Raw genomic sequence first — 15,214 nt, 5'->3', positions numbered from 1 at the left:
CAACGCAAAGCATGAAATTGCAATTACAACTTGATTGAAAACGATTTTCATAACAAACCCATCATTGTGTGGCGGTTCGGGTCAGTTCGGCTGCCCATTGCCGGTCGGGTTCGGACACGGGAAGCGAAATCGCTGCGGTGTAGTCGAGGCGACGAGCATAACGTCCCCGATCGTACGCAGTGGCGTACACCGGGGCCAGATCGAGCCGAACATCGGGATCGGGGGCTCGCAGGGGAATCGGGATTGGCGGCAATGCCCGTCGGATCGACCAGGCATAGACTTCGGCATCGGGCCTCCGCTCCGAGCGAGCGACCACCGCGAAGCAATCGCCCGGCGGCATCGGTGCCGCCATCGGCATCCGGTGCCCGGCGAGCAGGAAATCCAGTTCGATCAGATGAACAGGCTGAGCAAGATACGACCTTCGCTTGCGCAGGTAATCATTCCGTCCCTGACCGTACTTATTCGTTGGCGAGAGCAACTCGACCACCGCCACCAGGGACCGTTCCGGAAGGGTTCTGATCTCAATCCAGGTGTGCCGGTAATCCTCGCGCTCCACCGATGCGATCGGCACCGTGACGGGCTCGATCAGCTCCGCCACGGCGACCCCGCCTTCCTCCCCGCGGGGTTTTCCTGTCCGAAGCAACGCGACATCGGGCTTGGCAAGCAACGGCGGTTCGTCATCAGACTCGTAAAGCCGAAATTGTTCCTCGATCACGGCCTCATAGTTGTTCGGAAGCCGGTCAAACAACGCATCGCGACAGTACGTAATGAAGCTTGCATGAAAATCAGGCCATTGGCCCTGAGCTTCAATATACGGGTCGACGCCGGGAAAGATGCCGGGCATGGTGGCGGTCCTTGGGTCGTGGAAGCAGGCCCGATGACTCCAGTTTACGATGGGTCCTGGAGGGTGAAAAGGGAGGTAGGCTTCGATCAGTCATCCCGTCGCATCGTCCGGATCGGCGTCGAGCGGAGGGGAGGGAGTGAACTCACCCAGCTCGGCCGGGGCCACGGGGGGCTTGGGCCTCGTATCGACGAGCAGGCGGAAGACATCGGGGCGAGCGTAGTGCCCCACCACGTCGAAATCGTACCTGGCGCGGGGGATGAGGGTCAGATCGAGGTCGGCCGCGAGGATGCAGGGACCATCGAAATCCGGCCCGGCCAGCACCTGGCCCAGGGGATCAAGAATGCAGGAACCGCCTCGGGAAACGACCGCCTCGGGCTCCTCGAACCCCTCGATCGGGTAGTCCTGCGGATAGTCGATCCGGCGGGCGAACTGGTTGCACGAAAGGACGAAGCATCGCCCTTCGAGGGCGACATGCTGCATGGTCGGTAGCCAGGTGTCGCGGCCGTCGGCCGTGGGGGCGATGTAAAGCTGGACCCCTTGCGCATAGAGATGCATGCGCAAAAGTGGCATGTAATTTTCCCAGCAGATCGCCGCGCCCAGACGGCCGAGGGGGGTGTCGATGACCGGCAGGGTCGAGCCGTCACCAAAGCCCCAGACGAGCCGCTCAGAGCCGGTCGGCATCAGCTTGCGGTGCTTCCCCAGCAGCCGGCCATCCGGCCCGAAAAACAGGACGGTGCAGTAAAGGGTGCCGCCCTCGCGTTCAACGACCCCGACGACCAGATGAGCCGAGGCGAGCCGGGCTGCCTCGCCGATGGCCGTGGCGGCGGGGCTGGGAATCTCGACCGAAGCCTCCCAGTAGCGGCGGAACCACTCGCGGCCCTCGGAGGTCCGCCAGCCGATCCGGGCGCCGAAGTCGAGCCCTCGGGGGTAACCCGGCACGAACGCCTCGGGGAAGACGATCAGGGAGGCGCCACTCGCAGCCGCCTCGACCGCCAGAGTACGGACTCGATCGATCGAGCGATCGCGGTCGAAGCTCACCGGCGCGGCCTGCACGACGGCGGCCCGGATCGTGGTCATGGCCTCAGCCTCCCCAGGCATTGATTGGGATTCAGGCGGCTTCGCTCCAGGGCTCCGCGGTCGTCTGGGACGGGGAGGGTTCCGTCGGCTGCCATCGCCCGTTCTGAGCCGGGCCGGTGAGGTGCGGAGCCGGTTGCGCGAGCAGTTCCAGCAGCGATGGTCCCTCGGTCCCCCTCCGCCGGAAGAAGTACCCCTGGCACACCACGACCCGATCCCGGTACGGCGGCCAGCGACGAAGCAACGCATGGGCCTCCGCAATCTGGAAGTGAGGGACACTCATGAACAGATGATGCGTCAGGTGAAAATCCTGTCCGTAAGGGAACACGCAGAAGCGCAAGAGCGGATGGACCTGAAAAATACGGGAGTTCGTCAGATCTCCGGCGTCGGGGGCGTTGGCATGGTGAGCGATCTCGCGGAGCTGCATCACCATCGGATAAACGGTCAACAATGGAACCACCCAGAACAGGAAGAACGTCGGCCAATTTCCAGAAAGATGAACACCTGAGAAAACAAGCAACCAGTATGCACCGCGGAGTCGCCTTGCCACGCTTGCACGGTAGACGGCCGAGGGAACTGCTGATCCTTCCGGGGCGGCGAGGTTCGCAGCCCTGGCCCTTCCGAACAGGTAGCGCAGGATCGCGGGGGGCCAGAGGGCCCGCAGCACGTAGCGTTTCCAGAAGGCCGAAGGAGCGATGGGGAAGCGGTGCGGCTCGGGGTGGTTCAGACGGATGAGGTCGGTATCGCGGTCGGGATCGTTGACGTACAGGTGGTGGCCCCAGTGGGCGGCCCGGTAGCGCTGGGTGAGGGCAACGAGGGGAAAGAGCAGGAACAGATCGGAAACCAGTTCGTTGGCCAATCGGTTGCGAAAGAGGACGAAGTGGCTGGCCTCGTGTGCCAGGCCCGAGAGTCGGTGCTGGCCGATGGCGACGACGACAGTCACGGCCGAGGCGATGGGAAGGAAGGCGATCGTGGGCAACCGCCCATCGGACCAGGCCGAGAAGGCGACGGATCCGGAGGTCAGGGCGAGGACAAGCAGGGCGTACTCGCGGGCGATGCAGGCGAGGTTTGTCCGGTTGTCGGGCTTCGCCATCGCCAGCAGGGGCGTGCGAACCTCGTCCCAGGTCAAGTCCGAGCCGGTCTCCCGGTTCATCCGTGCCTCCTGCCGATCAAGCCTTCCGAGGCGGAAGGGAAATGAGGCTCGGGTCCGGACGTTGAACGATCAAGGGACCCGTTGCCTCATTCCGTTTTCGGCAGGCAAGCACGGCCGAGTTGAGCCGGTTGACCGGATTGCACGGGCAATCAAGGAAGCGGCTCAGGAGGAGGCTCGGCGTTCTTCGGTCGGCGGCTCGGCGGGGGTGTCGGTCTTGGCGGCGGAGTCGGCCGGGGGCTGCTCCGAGGAGGCTTCCGGTTTGGGATCGTCGTCGACCCCGTGGAGGATCGGCTTGGCGCCGAAGATCTTGTCGAAGTTCGGGAAGCCGTACTTGCGAACGATCGGGCCACTCATGGTCGGGGGTGTCTCCTTTGGTGGGGGGACAAAGGGGAATCGGGGGGGGACGCCCGGGAAGGTCGGGGGCGTGCGGGTCAGCCGCGGGCGCGGAGCCGGCGGATGTTCCGAACGCGGACGTGGACGTGTCGGGGGACGCGGGCCAGGCGGAGCCGGGTGTAGCGGCCGACGATCAGACGGTTGCCACGCCAGATGACCCGAGGGTTGATCAGGGCATCGAACCAGATCGGCATCAGGAACAGGTCTTTGATCGGGCTCAGGGCCAGAGTCTTGAGGCTCGGGGTATGGCCGCGGAGGAGCTTCGACTGCGCGGCGTCTCGAACGATCCCGAGGCTGATCAATGCGAGCAGGCCGCCCCAGGCGATGCCGGAGACGTCGGAGAAGGCCCAGGCCAGGGCAACGGTCGAGAGGTTGCCCAGGGGCTCGATCACGAACAGCGGTCCGGCCATCTGGCGGCGGATCTTGAACCATCGGGAGTGGCGGTTCAGGAACCAGCGGAGGCTCCGGGAGCGGTTGACGTTCTCGATGACGTGGTGGCTCAGGCGGATCGTGTAGCCGGCCCGTCGGACCCGCATGCCGATGGCCTGGTCTTCGGCCAGGAGGTTGCGGACCCCGGCGAAACCGCCGATCGCCGCAAGGACGTGGGCGGGAATGAGCATCGACTTGCCAACGACACAGGTCATGCCCATGCCGTTGCCCCAGGCGACATTGCCGGCGACGAAGCCGTTGAGCTGAAGGTTCTCCAGGGCGGCGCCGAAGGAGCGCTCGCCGACGCCGGTGAACAGGTTCGTGACCAGGCCGACGCCGGGCTCGGCCAGATAGCAGGCGGTTTCGCGGAGGTACTCGGGTCGGACGCGGACGTTCGAATCGCTGATGAGGATGACATCGTGGCGGCGGACCCGGTCCATCATGGCCAGGCTCTCGACCTTCGGATTGAGGCCGAAGACGGAGCAGCCGATGATCAGCTCGGCGTCGTGGTCGGGGTACTCGGCCAGCAGGCGGCGGACGACCTCGATGGCCGGGTCTTCGGGATCGGCCACGCAGAAGAGGAGTTGATAGGTCGGGTAATCAAGCTGAAAGAAGCTGCGGAGGTTCTCTTCGAGCCCCTCGTCGAGCCCCTTCAGCGGCTTGTAGATCGAGACCGGCGGGGTGTGGTCGGGCAGGTGCCGACGACGGCTCTGGCGGGTCATCAGGACGAGGAACAGCCACGAGGCCAGGGTGGTGAACACCGCCACGCTCGCCGCCGCGATCAAGACCAGGCTACCACCGCTCATCATCGGACGATCCTTGGCGATTGTCGCCAACGGTGGGGAGGAACTCCAAAACGAATCGGGACGTGATCCTCACTCGGAATCCGGTTGCGGCGACCATCGCCGCGGGGCAAGGCTCGGGCCGGACCGGACCAACCGAGCGGCAGTGCAGCTCGGTTCAGTCTTCGGGCTTGAAGCGAAGCTCCATCGGCGCCTGACAGCAGGGGCAAGGCTGATCGAAGCGGACGCTGATGGTGCAAATGTCACAGTAATACTCGGGCGTTCGCAATACGCCCGAGTCGTCGGCGATCTTGGCCGAAAGGACCTGAAGGTACGGGAGGCCCTCGATCCGGCGGACGACCAGCTCGGCCGGCCGATCGCGGAGCCGGTCGTCCTCGAAGAAGGCGCGGCTGCCGACGTTGTAGAGCAAGGGCAGGATGGAGCCGTCCTCACCTCGAAGGACCACCTGATCGGCAATCGGCCCCTGCGGCGAGGTCACGCCGAGCGGCTCGATGGCGTCGGTCAGACGGAGAACGGTTCCGGTGAAGGTCTCGTTCCGCGCCTCGGTCGCCTCGTCGGGGGCGACGGGAGGAGCGACAGCGATCAGGGCCAGAGCCATCCAAGCGATCATGGGCGTTCGTGGCGTCGGGAGGGGTGCGGGTTCGAGTCTCTGGTCAGTCATCTCATCATATCGGATGAGACGTCGGGGACAACCAGAATCCGGGAGGATCGGCCCGGGGCGCGGGGATCGGCGACGGGCGAACTCGTTGCCTCCGGAGTCGGCCGGGCGGGCCCGAGTCTCGCGAGCGAGGGCGTCTCGTGCGGCCCGGTGCGCCTCGGATGCGCGGACCGGTGCGCCCCGGTACGCCAGCGAGAGAAAGCGATTTGTGCCTTCTCCAGAGAAGGTTACGTCATTTCGGGCCGATTCGTTTCGGGAAATCGGCATCGAGTGGAACCAGGCCCCTCGACGCGGGCCGGGCCGCCGTGGATGATCCAACCGCCGGGGCTCGTCCGCGCACTCGGTGCGCCGCGAGTGGGCAGCTTGGTGCGCCCCGGTGCGCCGGAAGAAATCGCACGTTTGTGCTTGCGAAACAAGGAGTTGCGTCATCAAGAGTGCGTTCGTTTCGGGATTTCCAGGGATCAGCGATCGTACCGAGGCCGCCGCTGACGTCAGCCCACCCCGGATGATCGAGAATGGCCTGTCGGACGAGCCGGTGCGCCGGGAGTGCGCGGCCCGGTGCGCCCGGGTGTGCCGAGGCGGATTGCCTGTTCGTGCTTTCTGTGGATGAAGTTGCGTCATCGTCAGGCAATTCGTTTCGGGAATTTCAAGGGTGAATGGTCGTGGGCCATTGAGATCGGTCTGCGGCAGGTCGAGGACGGAAATCCGATCACGCGGGTGGAGGATGGAGGGGCCCGGCGCAGTCCGATTCCTGCGTTCCTGATCCTGGAGGGCTTGGGGACGCGGACAGAGCGTAAGTCGCCTCATCCAATAGGATCGGGATTTGGGCGAGGTCCAGTCACTCAATCGGGGGCATGAACGCTCGCGACGCTCGAGCCGCGTCAGGGGTCCCCCCAGACCGTCTCTGCCAGGCGAGGCGGGGAATGTGCCACCGAGGCGGATGGTTGCACAAGCGGGATGGAGATTGATCTGACACATTTTTGGAAGAAAAGGTCGTCACGCGGGGGACCGGCCCGGCGGAGTCTGGGGGAGAGGAGGGTCCGGGTGTGAGGGATGAGACGAATGCCATGGGAGACGGGACCGAAGCCGATCGGCTCCTGGGCCGGGCGGCCTCGGGGGACGAGGAGGCGCGAAGTCGGTTGCTGGAGTTGCACCGCGACCGGCTGTGGCGGATGGTGGCGGTGCGGCTCGATCGCCGGGTGGCCGCGCGGGTCGATCCGTCGGACATCGTGCAGGAGACGCTGGCCGAGGCCGCGGCGGGCCTGGCCGACTACGCCCGGCTGCGGCCCTTGCCGTTGTATCCGTGGCTCCGTCAGATCGCCTGGGATCGCCTGATCGCGGTGCATCGGCGGCACATCAGCGCCGAGGCGCGGAGCGTCCGTCGCGAGGAGGAGGCCGGCCCGGGGCTGCCCGAGGGCTCGGTCCTGGCTTTGGCGGATCGGCTCGTGGCAGCCGGCTCCAGCCCGAGCCGTCGGGCCTCGCGCAACGAGGTGCGGCGGTTGGTCCGCGAGGCGATCGACCGGCTCTCGCCGACGGATCGCGAGGTCCTGGTGCTGCGACACCTGGAGGGCCTCGACACGGTCGAGATCGCCGCGCTGCTTGGCATCAGCCCCGAGGCGGTCCGGACGCGGCACGTCCGGGCCATCGAGCACCTGAGGCACCGGCTTGCTCCCGGTGTCCTGGAGTGACCCGCATGAATACCCCCCTTCGACTGACCCTTTCGGAAGATGGAGACGACGACCCTCCCAGCGTCTCGGACCGGACGCCCGACCCGGAGGTCGGCCGGCTGATCGACGCATTGACCCGGCAACTGGAACAAGGGGGGCGGATCGACGAGGCGGCCGTGCTGGCCGCCCACCCCGAGCATGCCGAGACGCTCCGCAGGCTGCTGCCGGCGCTGGTGCTGCTGGCCGACCTGGGCTGTTCGGTGGTCAGTGGCACCCTAGGCCGCGACCGTCCGGCGATCCGGCTGGAGGAGGGGGAACAGTTCGGGCGGTTCCGGCTACTGCGGGAGCTGGGCCGGGGGGGGATGGGGGTCGTCTACGAGGCTTCGCAGGCGCAGGTGAGCCGGCCGGTGGCGATCAAAATGATCCTGGCCGGAGAGTTCGCCGCGGACGCCGAGCTGCGGCGGTTCCGGGCCGAGGCCGAGGCGGTCTCTCGGCTCGATCACCCGAACATCGTGCCGGTCTATGAGGTGGGAGAGGAGCGCGGGCTGCCATACTTCTCGATGAAGTACTGCCCCGGCGGCGGGCTCGACGATCATTTCGAACGGTTCCGGGGCAACCCTCAGGCCGCGGCTCGGGCGGTGGCGAAGGTGGCGCGAGCCGTGCACCACGCTCACCGGCGGGGCATCCTGCATCGGGATTTGAAGCCCTCGAACATCCTGCTCGACGCCGAGGGGGAGCCGATGGTCGCCGACTTCGGCCTGGCCCGCGACCTCGACGCCGAGCAGTCGTTGACGAGGACCGGCGACCTGATCGGCTCTCCCCCGTACATGGCCCCCGAGCAGGCGGCGTCGGACCGGGGCGACGTGACGATCGCCACCGACATCTATGGCCTGGGGGCGGTGCTGTATGCCCTGCTCACCGGCCGGCCGCCCTTTCGTGGCGCGACGCCGCTGGAAACGCTCGAACAGGTTCGCAATCGCCCGCCCGATCCTCCGAGCAGCCCCGACGGGCCGGTCGACCGGGACTTGCGGACCGTCTGCCTGAAGTGCCTGGAGAAGGACCCGCGCGACCGGTACGAGTCGGCCGCCGAACTGGCCGACGACCTCGACCGCTGGCTCCGGGGCGAGCCGATCGTCGCGCGGCCTGCGAGTCTTGGCCACCGCTTTTCCCTGTGGGCCCGGCGGCCCGACCGCGTCCGCGACGCCGGCCGGTACGCGCTGGGGATCGGCCTGATGCTGACGCTCTACGCCGCGTCCGGCCTGCTCTTGCTGGCCCTGGGCAAGATCCCGGCCCCCCGGCCCGAGGGCTTTGCATGGTTCCTGCTGAAGTGGATCGGCCTCGCCTACGGCCCGACGGCGGTGGTCGGCTGGGCCACGCTCTGGGGCTACCGACGGGTGATCCCGCTCGGAATCGGTCTGGGGCTGAGTCTATTCCTGTTTTTCGTCGGCTTCCAGATCGGTTTCTTCAGGATCGATGCCGGCGGAGCGTACACCTGGGACGACCAGGCACTGAGCGTTGCTTATCACACCTTCTTCACCGTCATCTTCCTCACCCTGACCGTTCTCTATGGCCTGGCGTTCGTGGCCGACCGCTCGCGCGTTGTTGCGAAGCGGGCGGAGTCGGCGGCCAGAACGCCGAGACTGCTTCTCGACCCCCCTCTTGAACCAGAAACGGAGGACGATTGATGACTCGATGGACAACGCGGCGACGCGCCCTGGCGCTGCCGATGGCTCTGATCGGCCTGATCGCGACGGCGGCCCCGGCGTGGGGGCAGGCCCGCATCACCTGGGTGGTGGACCAGCCGTATCAGGTGAAGGAACTCTGGTCGATGAACCCCGACGGCTCGAACCGGGTGAGCCTCGTGCCGGGCGGATTCACGGCGTCTGCGCCCTACTCGGAGATCGGTGAGATCGCCGGGCCGAGCGTCGGGACCTACCCGCTCGACCCGTTCGACCCGGCCTCGCCCCGCGTGCAATGGTTCCTGACGAACCTCAAGGCTCAGGTGGGGGACGAGTTCCTCTCTCACCTGTTCGCCTTCGCGCCCGACGGCCAGGGGGGCGTGGTCTGGAGGCGGCTCTCGGCGCAGCCGTATGAGGCGGAGCCGGGGGTCCTCGTGAGCCTCGGCAGGATGACGCTGCCGACGAGCCCGGACGATTCGTTCGCCTCCTTGATCGTCAGCCGGATGTATTTTGACGGCCCAACGTTCGAGGAGAGCACGACGAGGATCTCGTCTACCGAGCTGGTCGTGCTTTCTTCCCCCTTCGAGCGGCTTGAGGACTCGGTGACCCTCGCCGACTTCGAGCCCGTCATCCCCGAGCGGTTCAACGTGTCCTCTCTCTCTACCTATCAGCACTCCTGGAGCCCCGACGGCGGGACGGTCGCGTATATCGGCAGTCAGTCCTACCCCGATGGTTCCTCGCAGCGGGCCTTGCGGACTTATGAGGTTGCGACCGGTATCGACCGCGTGCTCGTCGATCGCCTGGTCACGGGCCTCAGCGCGACGTACCCGAGGTGGGCGCCGAACGGGTCGGAGATCGCGTTTTTCAACGGGAACTTCGTCGGGAACGAACAGGCCGTGGGGACCTATGCCGTTCATCCGGTGTCCGGGATGATCCGGGCGATCGCCACGAAGGGGAAGTCGTCGAACTATGTGAGCCAGCCGGTGTGGTCGCCCGACGGCTCGCTGATGGTGGGGGTGCAGTTCTACCGGGGTTTGAACACGAACCTGCAGAACCGGTATTCAGTGGTCCGATTCCCGGCGGCGGGGATCTCGCGCAAGAACGGGATTGTCTCGCTGACACCGACGAGCGATCCGTACCGGTATCATGCCATTCTCAACTGGCGATAAGTTCGGTGCGGGGGCCGGCGTGAGAGGCCGCCCGTGTGCCTTGCTGAGCATCCATTCTGCTTCCCCCATTGTTGTGATCCATCCCCAGCGCCGGCGGGCTGTTCCGTCGGGAAGTGATGGGCGATGAGGTTCGTTGTGTCTGTACTCTGTTTATAAGGAGTTTTCGAGATGATGCACCATCGTATCTTGCACCGATTTCCGATTGTCGTCGCGCTGGCCGTGCTGGCAGGGTCGGCTGGCTGGCACCCCCTGGAGGCGAGGGCCGAACCGATCACCTTCACCTTCTCAACCATCGCCTCAGGACGCATCGGCAGTGAGACATTCACCGACGCCGAGCTGACCCTGTTCGCAACGGTCGAGACGGCCGACGTGGGAGGACCGTCCAGCCAAGGTCGATACCTTGTCTCCGCCGATCCGGCCTTCGTCTCGATCGGGGGAATCGGCACCGCTCAATTCACCGAGGTCATGTTCGTGCAATCCGATACGCAATTGCCGAATCTCGGCGGGTCGGGAGCGATCTCCTTCGGCAGCTCGACCCAGCTTGTTGGTTTACTCGGCCTCTTTGCCCCGGAATTGATCGATTACGACCTACAATCGGCGATCGGCCCGATTGCGAGTGCCGGCTCGCCGTTCGGCAACTCGAACCGGGTCTTCGGGACGACCCTCGGGACCTTGAGCTTCTCCTCCTTTGCCGATTCGGCGACGTTCACGGCGGCGATCCGGGCGGGGGTGATCCCGGAGCCGCCGAGCCTGGTCGCCCTGGGCGTCGGCCTGATCGGGCTGGCGGCGGGCCGGGCGATCGTGGCCCGGCGTCGGAGGGACGTGGTTCCGGCCGGTTCCTGATCGATCCGAGGCGATCCGTCCCGCCCGGCAGCGGCCGGACGGGCAACGGGTCGCGAGGGAGGAAACGCGGGAGGATGGGGGGTCACTCGGCGGAGCGGGGCCGGGAGCGGCCGGAAGCGCGGAGGTGGTCGAGCAAGGAGGTGAGCTCGGCGACGATCTCGGGGTGATCGGCGAAGCGGTTGTGCTGCTCGGAGGGGTCGGTGGCGAGGTGGTAGAGCTGGCCGGTGGGGCCGTCGGGCGCGGGGTCGAGGCGGCGGGGGAGGGAGAAGCCGGCGCTGCCGAGCGTAGGGATGAGCTTCCAGGGGCCGCGGCGGACGGCGAGGACGCCGGAGGAGGATTGGGTGACGAGCGTCTCGCGGATGGGGCGGTCGAGGGGCTGGCCGCGCCAGATGGGGAGGAGGTTGAAGCTGTCTTCTCCGGCGTCGTCGGGCAGGTCGCGCCCGACGATGGCGGCGAAGGTGGCGAGCAGGTCGGTGAAGCTGAGCAGGGCGTCGGTGATGGTCCCTTCAGGAGTCTGGCCGGGCCATCGCACGAGAAAGGGGACGCGGTGGCCGCCTTCCCAGGCATCCCCCTTCATGCCGCGGAAGGGGCCGGTGGCGCGGTGGCCGGTGCGGTCGATGTCCTTCGGGTCCCAGACCGGGCCGTTGTCGCTGGCGAGGATGACGAGGGTCTCGTCGCGGCGGCCGAGGCGGTCGAGGGCATCGAGGACGCGGCCGACCTCGAGATCGACGTGAGCCACGAAGGCTCCGTAGAGTTCGGCCTCGCCAAGGTCGAGGAAGCGATCGTCGGGGAGCCAGGGGGTGTGAGGAGCGGTCAGGGCGAGATAGAGGAAGCTCGGGTCATCGGGGTGGTCGGTGGCGAAGCGGTCGAGCGAGGCGATCGCCTCGTCGGTGAAGCGGGGGAGGACCTGCTCCATGACGAAGCCGGGGGCGATGGGACCGGCTCGCCAGAAGGCCCCCTGAATGCGGGACCAGGGGGCGGGGCTGAAGTGGTCGTCGATGGTGAGGGTCGGGGCCGCGACGACGGAGGAGCCGTTGATGTAAAAGTACGGGGGGATGTCGAGCGAGGCGTGCATGCCGAAAAACGTGTCGAAGCCGCGATCGACGGGCCCGCCGGTCAAGGGCTGGTCGTACGCGAAGTCGATGCCGCCGTCGAACCCCTGGTGCCACTTGCCGACCATGGCGGTCGTGTAACCGGCGTCTTGGAGCAGGGACGGGAGGGTCAGTCGGTCGGCGTCGATGATCGCCTCGCGTTGCCAGTCGAGCGAGGCGCGCCAGGGGTCTCGGCCGGTGAGCAGGCCATAGCGCGAGGGAACGCAGACGGAGCCGGGGGCGTGGGCATCGGTGAAGCGAAGCCCTTCGGAGGCAAAGGAGTCGATGCGGGGGGTGACGGTTTTCGCGTCGGGATTGTTGCAGCCGAGATCGCCGAAGCCGAGATCATCGAGCAGAATCAGGACGATGTGCGGCCGAGAAGGGTCTGGCGGAGCGGCCTGAATCGGCGCGGGCAGGACGAGCAAACCGAGCACCGGCAAGAACCATCGCATCATCCGTTGCTCCCTCATTCATTGATGACCATCTGGTGATTTCGACGGCACGCGCGGGTTGATCGGCCCGACGGCTCGCCATGATACAGACGATCGACTCGACCCGTCACCCGATGGACGCGGCGCAACGAGAAACGCCCAGGCCCCGGAGAACGAATCTCCCGGAACTGGGCGCATCGAGACGATGGAGCGGATGGTCGCCGGGATGTTCCGGCGAGGAACTCAGTACTGGCCGGTCGCCTTGGCCGGAGCCTGGGGGGCAGGAGCCGGGGCCGGGGCAACCTTGGCAGGAGCCTGAGGAGCCGGAGCCGGGGCAGCCTTGGCCGGAGCCTGAGGAGCCGGGGCCGGGGCAGCCTTGGCAGGAGCCTGAGGAGCCGGGGCCGGGGCAGCCTTGGCAGGAGCCTGAGGGGCCGGGGCCGGAGCAGCCTTGGCAGGAGCCTGAGGAGCCGGGGCCGGGGCAGCCTTCGCAGGAGCCTGCGGGGCAGGAGCCGGGGCAGCCTTCGCAGGAGCCTGAGGAGCCGGAGCCGGGGCAGCCTTGGCCGGAGCCTGAGGAGCCGGGGCCGGGGCAGCCTTGGCAGGAGCCTGAGGGGCCGGGGCCGGAGCAGCCTTGGCAGGAGCCTGAGGAGCCGGAGCGGGGGCGACCTTGGAGGGAGCCACCGGAGCCTGAGCGGCCGGGGCCGCCTTGCCGGGGGCCTGCGGGGTTGGCATCTGCTTCGACTGGGCGTTGGCCGACGAAGCAACAAGGGCGGCCGCCGCGGCGGCACCCAGAATCATTCGGAAGGACATTTGCTGCGCGCTCCTCGGGTTGTTCTAAACCTGACTCGATTACCTTCGACCCGGAGCCAAACCACCACGACCCGGAGCCGAGGTCTGCTCCAGTATATAACTTCTAGAGTTTGGGTGATCCAGTGATTTTGCTAAAGTTCCGGAAAATCGGTCAAATTGTCCGGTCTCGCAAGATCGATCCGCCCCGGAAGTTTGGCCGGAACGGGTTCCAAATCGTGGTTGCGGGACTCTCGGGGGTTTTTTGCTTCAGGCCAGTCAGATAATCTCACCGGCCTGGGAAAGAAAGGGTGTGCAGTTTGCGTGCCCGGCGGCTCGGGCGGGAGTCGATCGGGTGGTGCCTCGGACAGCGAGCGTTGATCGTGGTGGGGCAAGGTCTTTGAGATCAGGACGCAGGGGGACGCGCTCAAGGTTCGGGGCAGGCTCCCTTGGTTTTGCGATCGAAACGAGTGAGGCCTCGTGCGATCGCGACAGGATCGAGCGGACGGAGCCTGCGCCTCCACGATCCATTCGACGAGAACATGGGAGCCGTGGTTTTTGGATCCTTGCGTCTTTGGCTTCGAAGGCAAGCGATTTGGCCACCGACAGCCGACAGCCGACAGCCGACAGGAGTAGGCCTTCCACTCTATAATGGTGGGTTTTTCCTGGGTGGCCCCGGTGGCTCGCCAACCGGGGCCACCCAGGCAAGGGCACCCAGGCAAGGGCAATGCATCATTTGAGGGTGGAAGCGGTCGATAGGAGGTGCGCGCGTCCGTGAATCGCCCGCGTCGACAGACCTCGCGGTGGTGGCCTGGGGGACACGGTATCGTCAATGGCTGACCGGAACTCACGGGTTGCCGCCGAGCGAACCACCACCTCCGAGTGAGGTACCGCCACCGAGCGCACCACCGCCGCCGAGCGACGTGCCGCCACCGAGGGAGTTGCCGCCGCCGGTGGAGCCGCCGAAGGAGGTGCCGCCGAGGGTTCCCATCGGTGTCCCGGAGAAGGGCGAGGAGATCGCGCCGCCGCTGCCGGCACCAAAGGTGCCCATGGGAGTCCCGGCAAAGGGAGAGGGAGTCGAGCCGGAGCCGAGTCCCAGGGTGTTCATGGGGCTGCCGGAGAAGGGCGAAGGGGTGCCGTAGCTTGGCGAGGCACCGAGGCCGAGGTTGGTTCGGGAGTTGTACGAGGGGAACGCCTGGTTCAGCAGAGGAATGCCGCTCTGAGGGTCCGCTCGGCCGGGCTGGAGGCTGAAGCTCGGGTTATTGACGATGCCGTCCGCGGCGCTGGAGCCGACGCGAGGGGTGGCCCCCTGCCCGGCCCGGAGCCGCTGGTTCTGGAGGCTGTAAGAGATGGTCTGGTCGTAGACGATGGTCGCGCCGGTCGAGGGGTCGTAGGCGACCGATTCCAGACCGCCCTGGGGATTGGTGTAGGTGTAGAGCCGGACGCCGGAGGCGACGGCGGCAGGAGGGACCGTGACCAGCGCGCCGGCAGTCGGAACGCGCGCCGAGATCAGGCCGGGAAGTTCGGCAGCGTCGGCCATCGCTCCGAGAGGTGCGGGAACGGGCATGCCGCTGTTGAGCAGATTGGTGTTGAGTTCCATCGGACCGCCGAGTTGCGTTCCGAGGGGAGCGACGCGGGCCTGTTGCGGGGGAGGCTCGGCTGCCCGCGACTGCGCCGGGGCGAAGCTCTGTGCCGAGGCGGAACCGACCATCAGCAGACAGAACGGCAAAACAAGGAGCCGACGCATGGGTCAATCCTCCGGTCGGGCCGAGATGCGGCACAATCGCCGCTCAGAACGAAGCGTGAGGCGAGATGAGGCGAGCCGGGGGGGCGAACGACTGGAATCAAGGCGCTCCGATCTCAACGGAATTATTGTAAAGGAGACGAAGCGAGAAAGTCGATGGGCCGGGGCCGAGCGGAGCGGCGCCGGTGGTGGGTCGTAGACCTTCCACTCAACAATGGTGGGTTGTTCCTGGGTGTCCCTGCATTGCACAGCGAGCCACCGGGGACACCCAGGGCAACCGGGCGACGCATCATTTGAGACTGGAAGGTCTCGTCGAGCGTCGGGAGGTGTTGCAGGGCGGGGCTTGCCCCGACAGGCGATGCCGAGCCTGGGGAGCCGAGGGAAGTCGAGCTTCAGCGAGGCGGATCGCGGGTGATCGAAACGTATCCAAAGGAGAGATAATACGAATTTCTC

13 protein-coding genes are annotated in these 15,214 nt (G+C 66.7%); 4 read left to right on the top strand and 9 right to left on the bottom strand.

The window, feature by feature from the left end; all coding sequences use genetic code 11:
• Nucleotides 1-61: 61 nt before the first annotated feature.
• The 6 genes from GA615_RS01255 to GA615_RS01230 form a co-directional block, all read right to left on the bottom strand.
• Entirely contained in the window at nucleotides 62-844 is a 783-nt protein-coding gene (locus GA615_RS01255) for a DUF4058 family protein (RefSeq protein WP_152049438.1), read from the bottom strand.
• A gap of 90 nt (nucleotides 845-934) precedes the next feature.
• Entirely contained in the window at nucleotides 935-1,921 is a 987-nt protein-coding gene (locus GA615_RS01250) for a carbon-nitrogen hydrolase family protein (protein WP_152049437.1), read from the bottom strand.
• Nucleotides 1,922-1,952: 31 nt separating this feature from the next.
• Complete coding sequence (locus GA615_RS01245) at nucleotides 1,953-3,071, bottom strand: fatty acid desaturase family protein (protein WP_152049436.1); 1,119 nt, start codon at nucleotides 3,069-3,071, stop codon at nucleotides 1,953-1,955.
• A gap of 162 nt (nucleotides 3,072-3,233) precedes the next feature.
• A complete protein-coding gene (locus tag GA615_RS01240; RefSeq protein ID WP_152049435.1) occupies nucleotides 3,234-3,425 on the bottom strand; it encodes a hypothetical protein in 192 nt (63 codons plus the stop codon).
• Between the two features lie 77 nt (nucleotides 3,426-3,502).
• Nucleotides 3,503-4,729, bottom strand: coding sequence for a glycosyltransferase (locus GA615_RS01235; RefSeq protein WP_235904968.1), 1,227 nt, complete (start codon nucleotides 4,727-4,729; stop codon nucleotides 3,503-3,505).
• 124 nt (nucleotides 4,730-4,853) lie between these two features.
• Nucleotides 4,854-5,306: a hypothetical protein gene (locus GA615_RS01230; RefSeq protein ID WP_152049434.1), complete on the bottom strand. Its 453-nt coding sequence runs from the start codon at nucleotides 5,304-5,306 to the stop codon at nucleotides 4,854-4,856.
• Between the two features lie 1,115 nt (nucleotides 5,307-6,421).
• On the opposite strand from GA615_RS01230, the gene GA615_RS01225 reads away from it, so the two are divergent.
• The 4 genes from GA615_RS01225 to GA615_RS01210 all read left to right on the top strand — a co-directional run bounded on the left by GA615_RS01225 (nucleotide 6,422) and on the right by GA615_RS01210 (nucleotide 10,712).
• Complete coding sequence (locus tag GA615_RS01225; RefSeq protein ID WP_152049433.1) at nucleotides 6,422-7,042, top strand: sigma-70 family RNA polymerase sigma factor; 621 nt, start codon at nucleotides 6,422-6,424, stop codon at nucleotides 7,040-7,042.
• A 5-nt stretch (nucleotides 7,043-7,047) separates the two neighbouring features.
• Nucleotides 7,048-8,706, top strand: coding sequence for a serine/threonine-protein kinase (locus GA615_RS01220; protein WP_152049432.1), 1,659 nt, complete (start codon nucleotides 7,048-7,050; stop codon nucleotides 8,704-8,706).
• Nucleotides 8,706-9,869 carry a TolB family protein gene (locus GA615_RS01215; RefSeq protein ID WP_152049431.1) on the top strand — a complete coding sequence of 388 codons (1,164 nt, stop codon included), beginning with the start codon at nucleotides 8,706-8,708 and terminating at the stop codon, nucleotides 9,867-9,869. Before GA615_RS01220 ends, GA615_RS01215 begins: the two co-directional genes overlap by 1 nt.
• Before the next feature lie 168 nt (nucleotides 9,870-10,037).
• Entirely contained in the window at nucleotides 10,038-10,712 is a 675-nt protein-coding gene (locus GA615_RS01210; RefSeq protein WP_152049430.1) for a hypothetical protein, read from the top strand.
• Nucleotides 10,713-10,794: 82 nt separating this feature from the next.
• Here the strand turns inward: GA615_RS01210 and GA615_RS01205 are convergent, their stop codons facing one another.
• The 3 genes from GA615_RS01205 to GA615_RS27305 form a co-directional block, all read right to left on the bottom strand.
• Nucleotides 10,795-12,258 carry a sulfatase family protein gene (locus tag GA615_RS01205; protein WP_201750073.1) on the bottom strand — a complete coding sequence of 488 codons (1,464 nt, stop codon included), beginning with the start codon at nucleotides 12,256-12,258 and terminating at the stop codon, nucleotides 10,795-10,797.
• 219 nt (nucleotides 12,259-12,477) lie between these two features.
• The gene (locus GA615_RS01200) at nucleotides 12,478-13,041 is read right to left on the bottom strand and encodes a hypothetical protein (RefSeq protein WP_152049429.1); all 564 of its coding nucleotides are present in this window, start codon (nucleotides 13,039-13,041) and stop codon (nucleotides 12,478-12,480) included.
• Between the two features lie 823 nt (nucleotides 13,042-13,864).
• Nucleotides 13,865-14,764 (bottom strand): hypothetical protein, encoded by a 900-nt coding sequence (locus GA615_RS27305; protein WP_161602097.1) that lies wholly within the window; start codon nucleotides 14,762-14,764, stop codon nucleotides 13,865-13,867.
• Nucleotides 14,765-15,214 lie beyond the last annotated feature (450 nt).

Origin of the sequence: Tautonia marina, assembly GCF_009177065.1 — a bacterium.
Taxonomy (GTDB): Bacteria; Planctomycetota; Planctomycetia; order Isosphaerales; family Isosphaeraceae; genus Tautonia; species Tautonia marina.
Note: the sequence above shows the minus strand (reverse complement) of the source record. Positions and strands in the feature narration are given on the sequence as shown.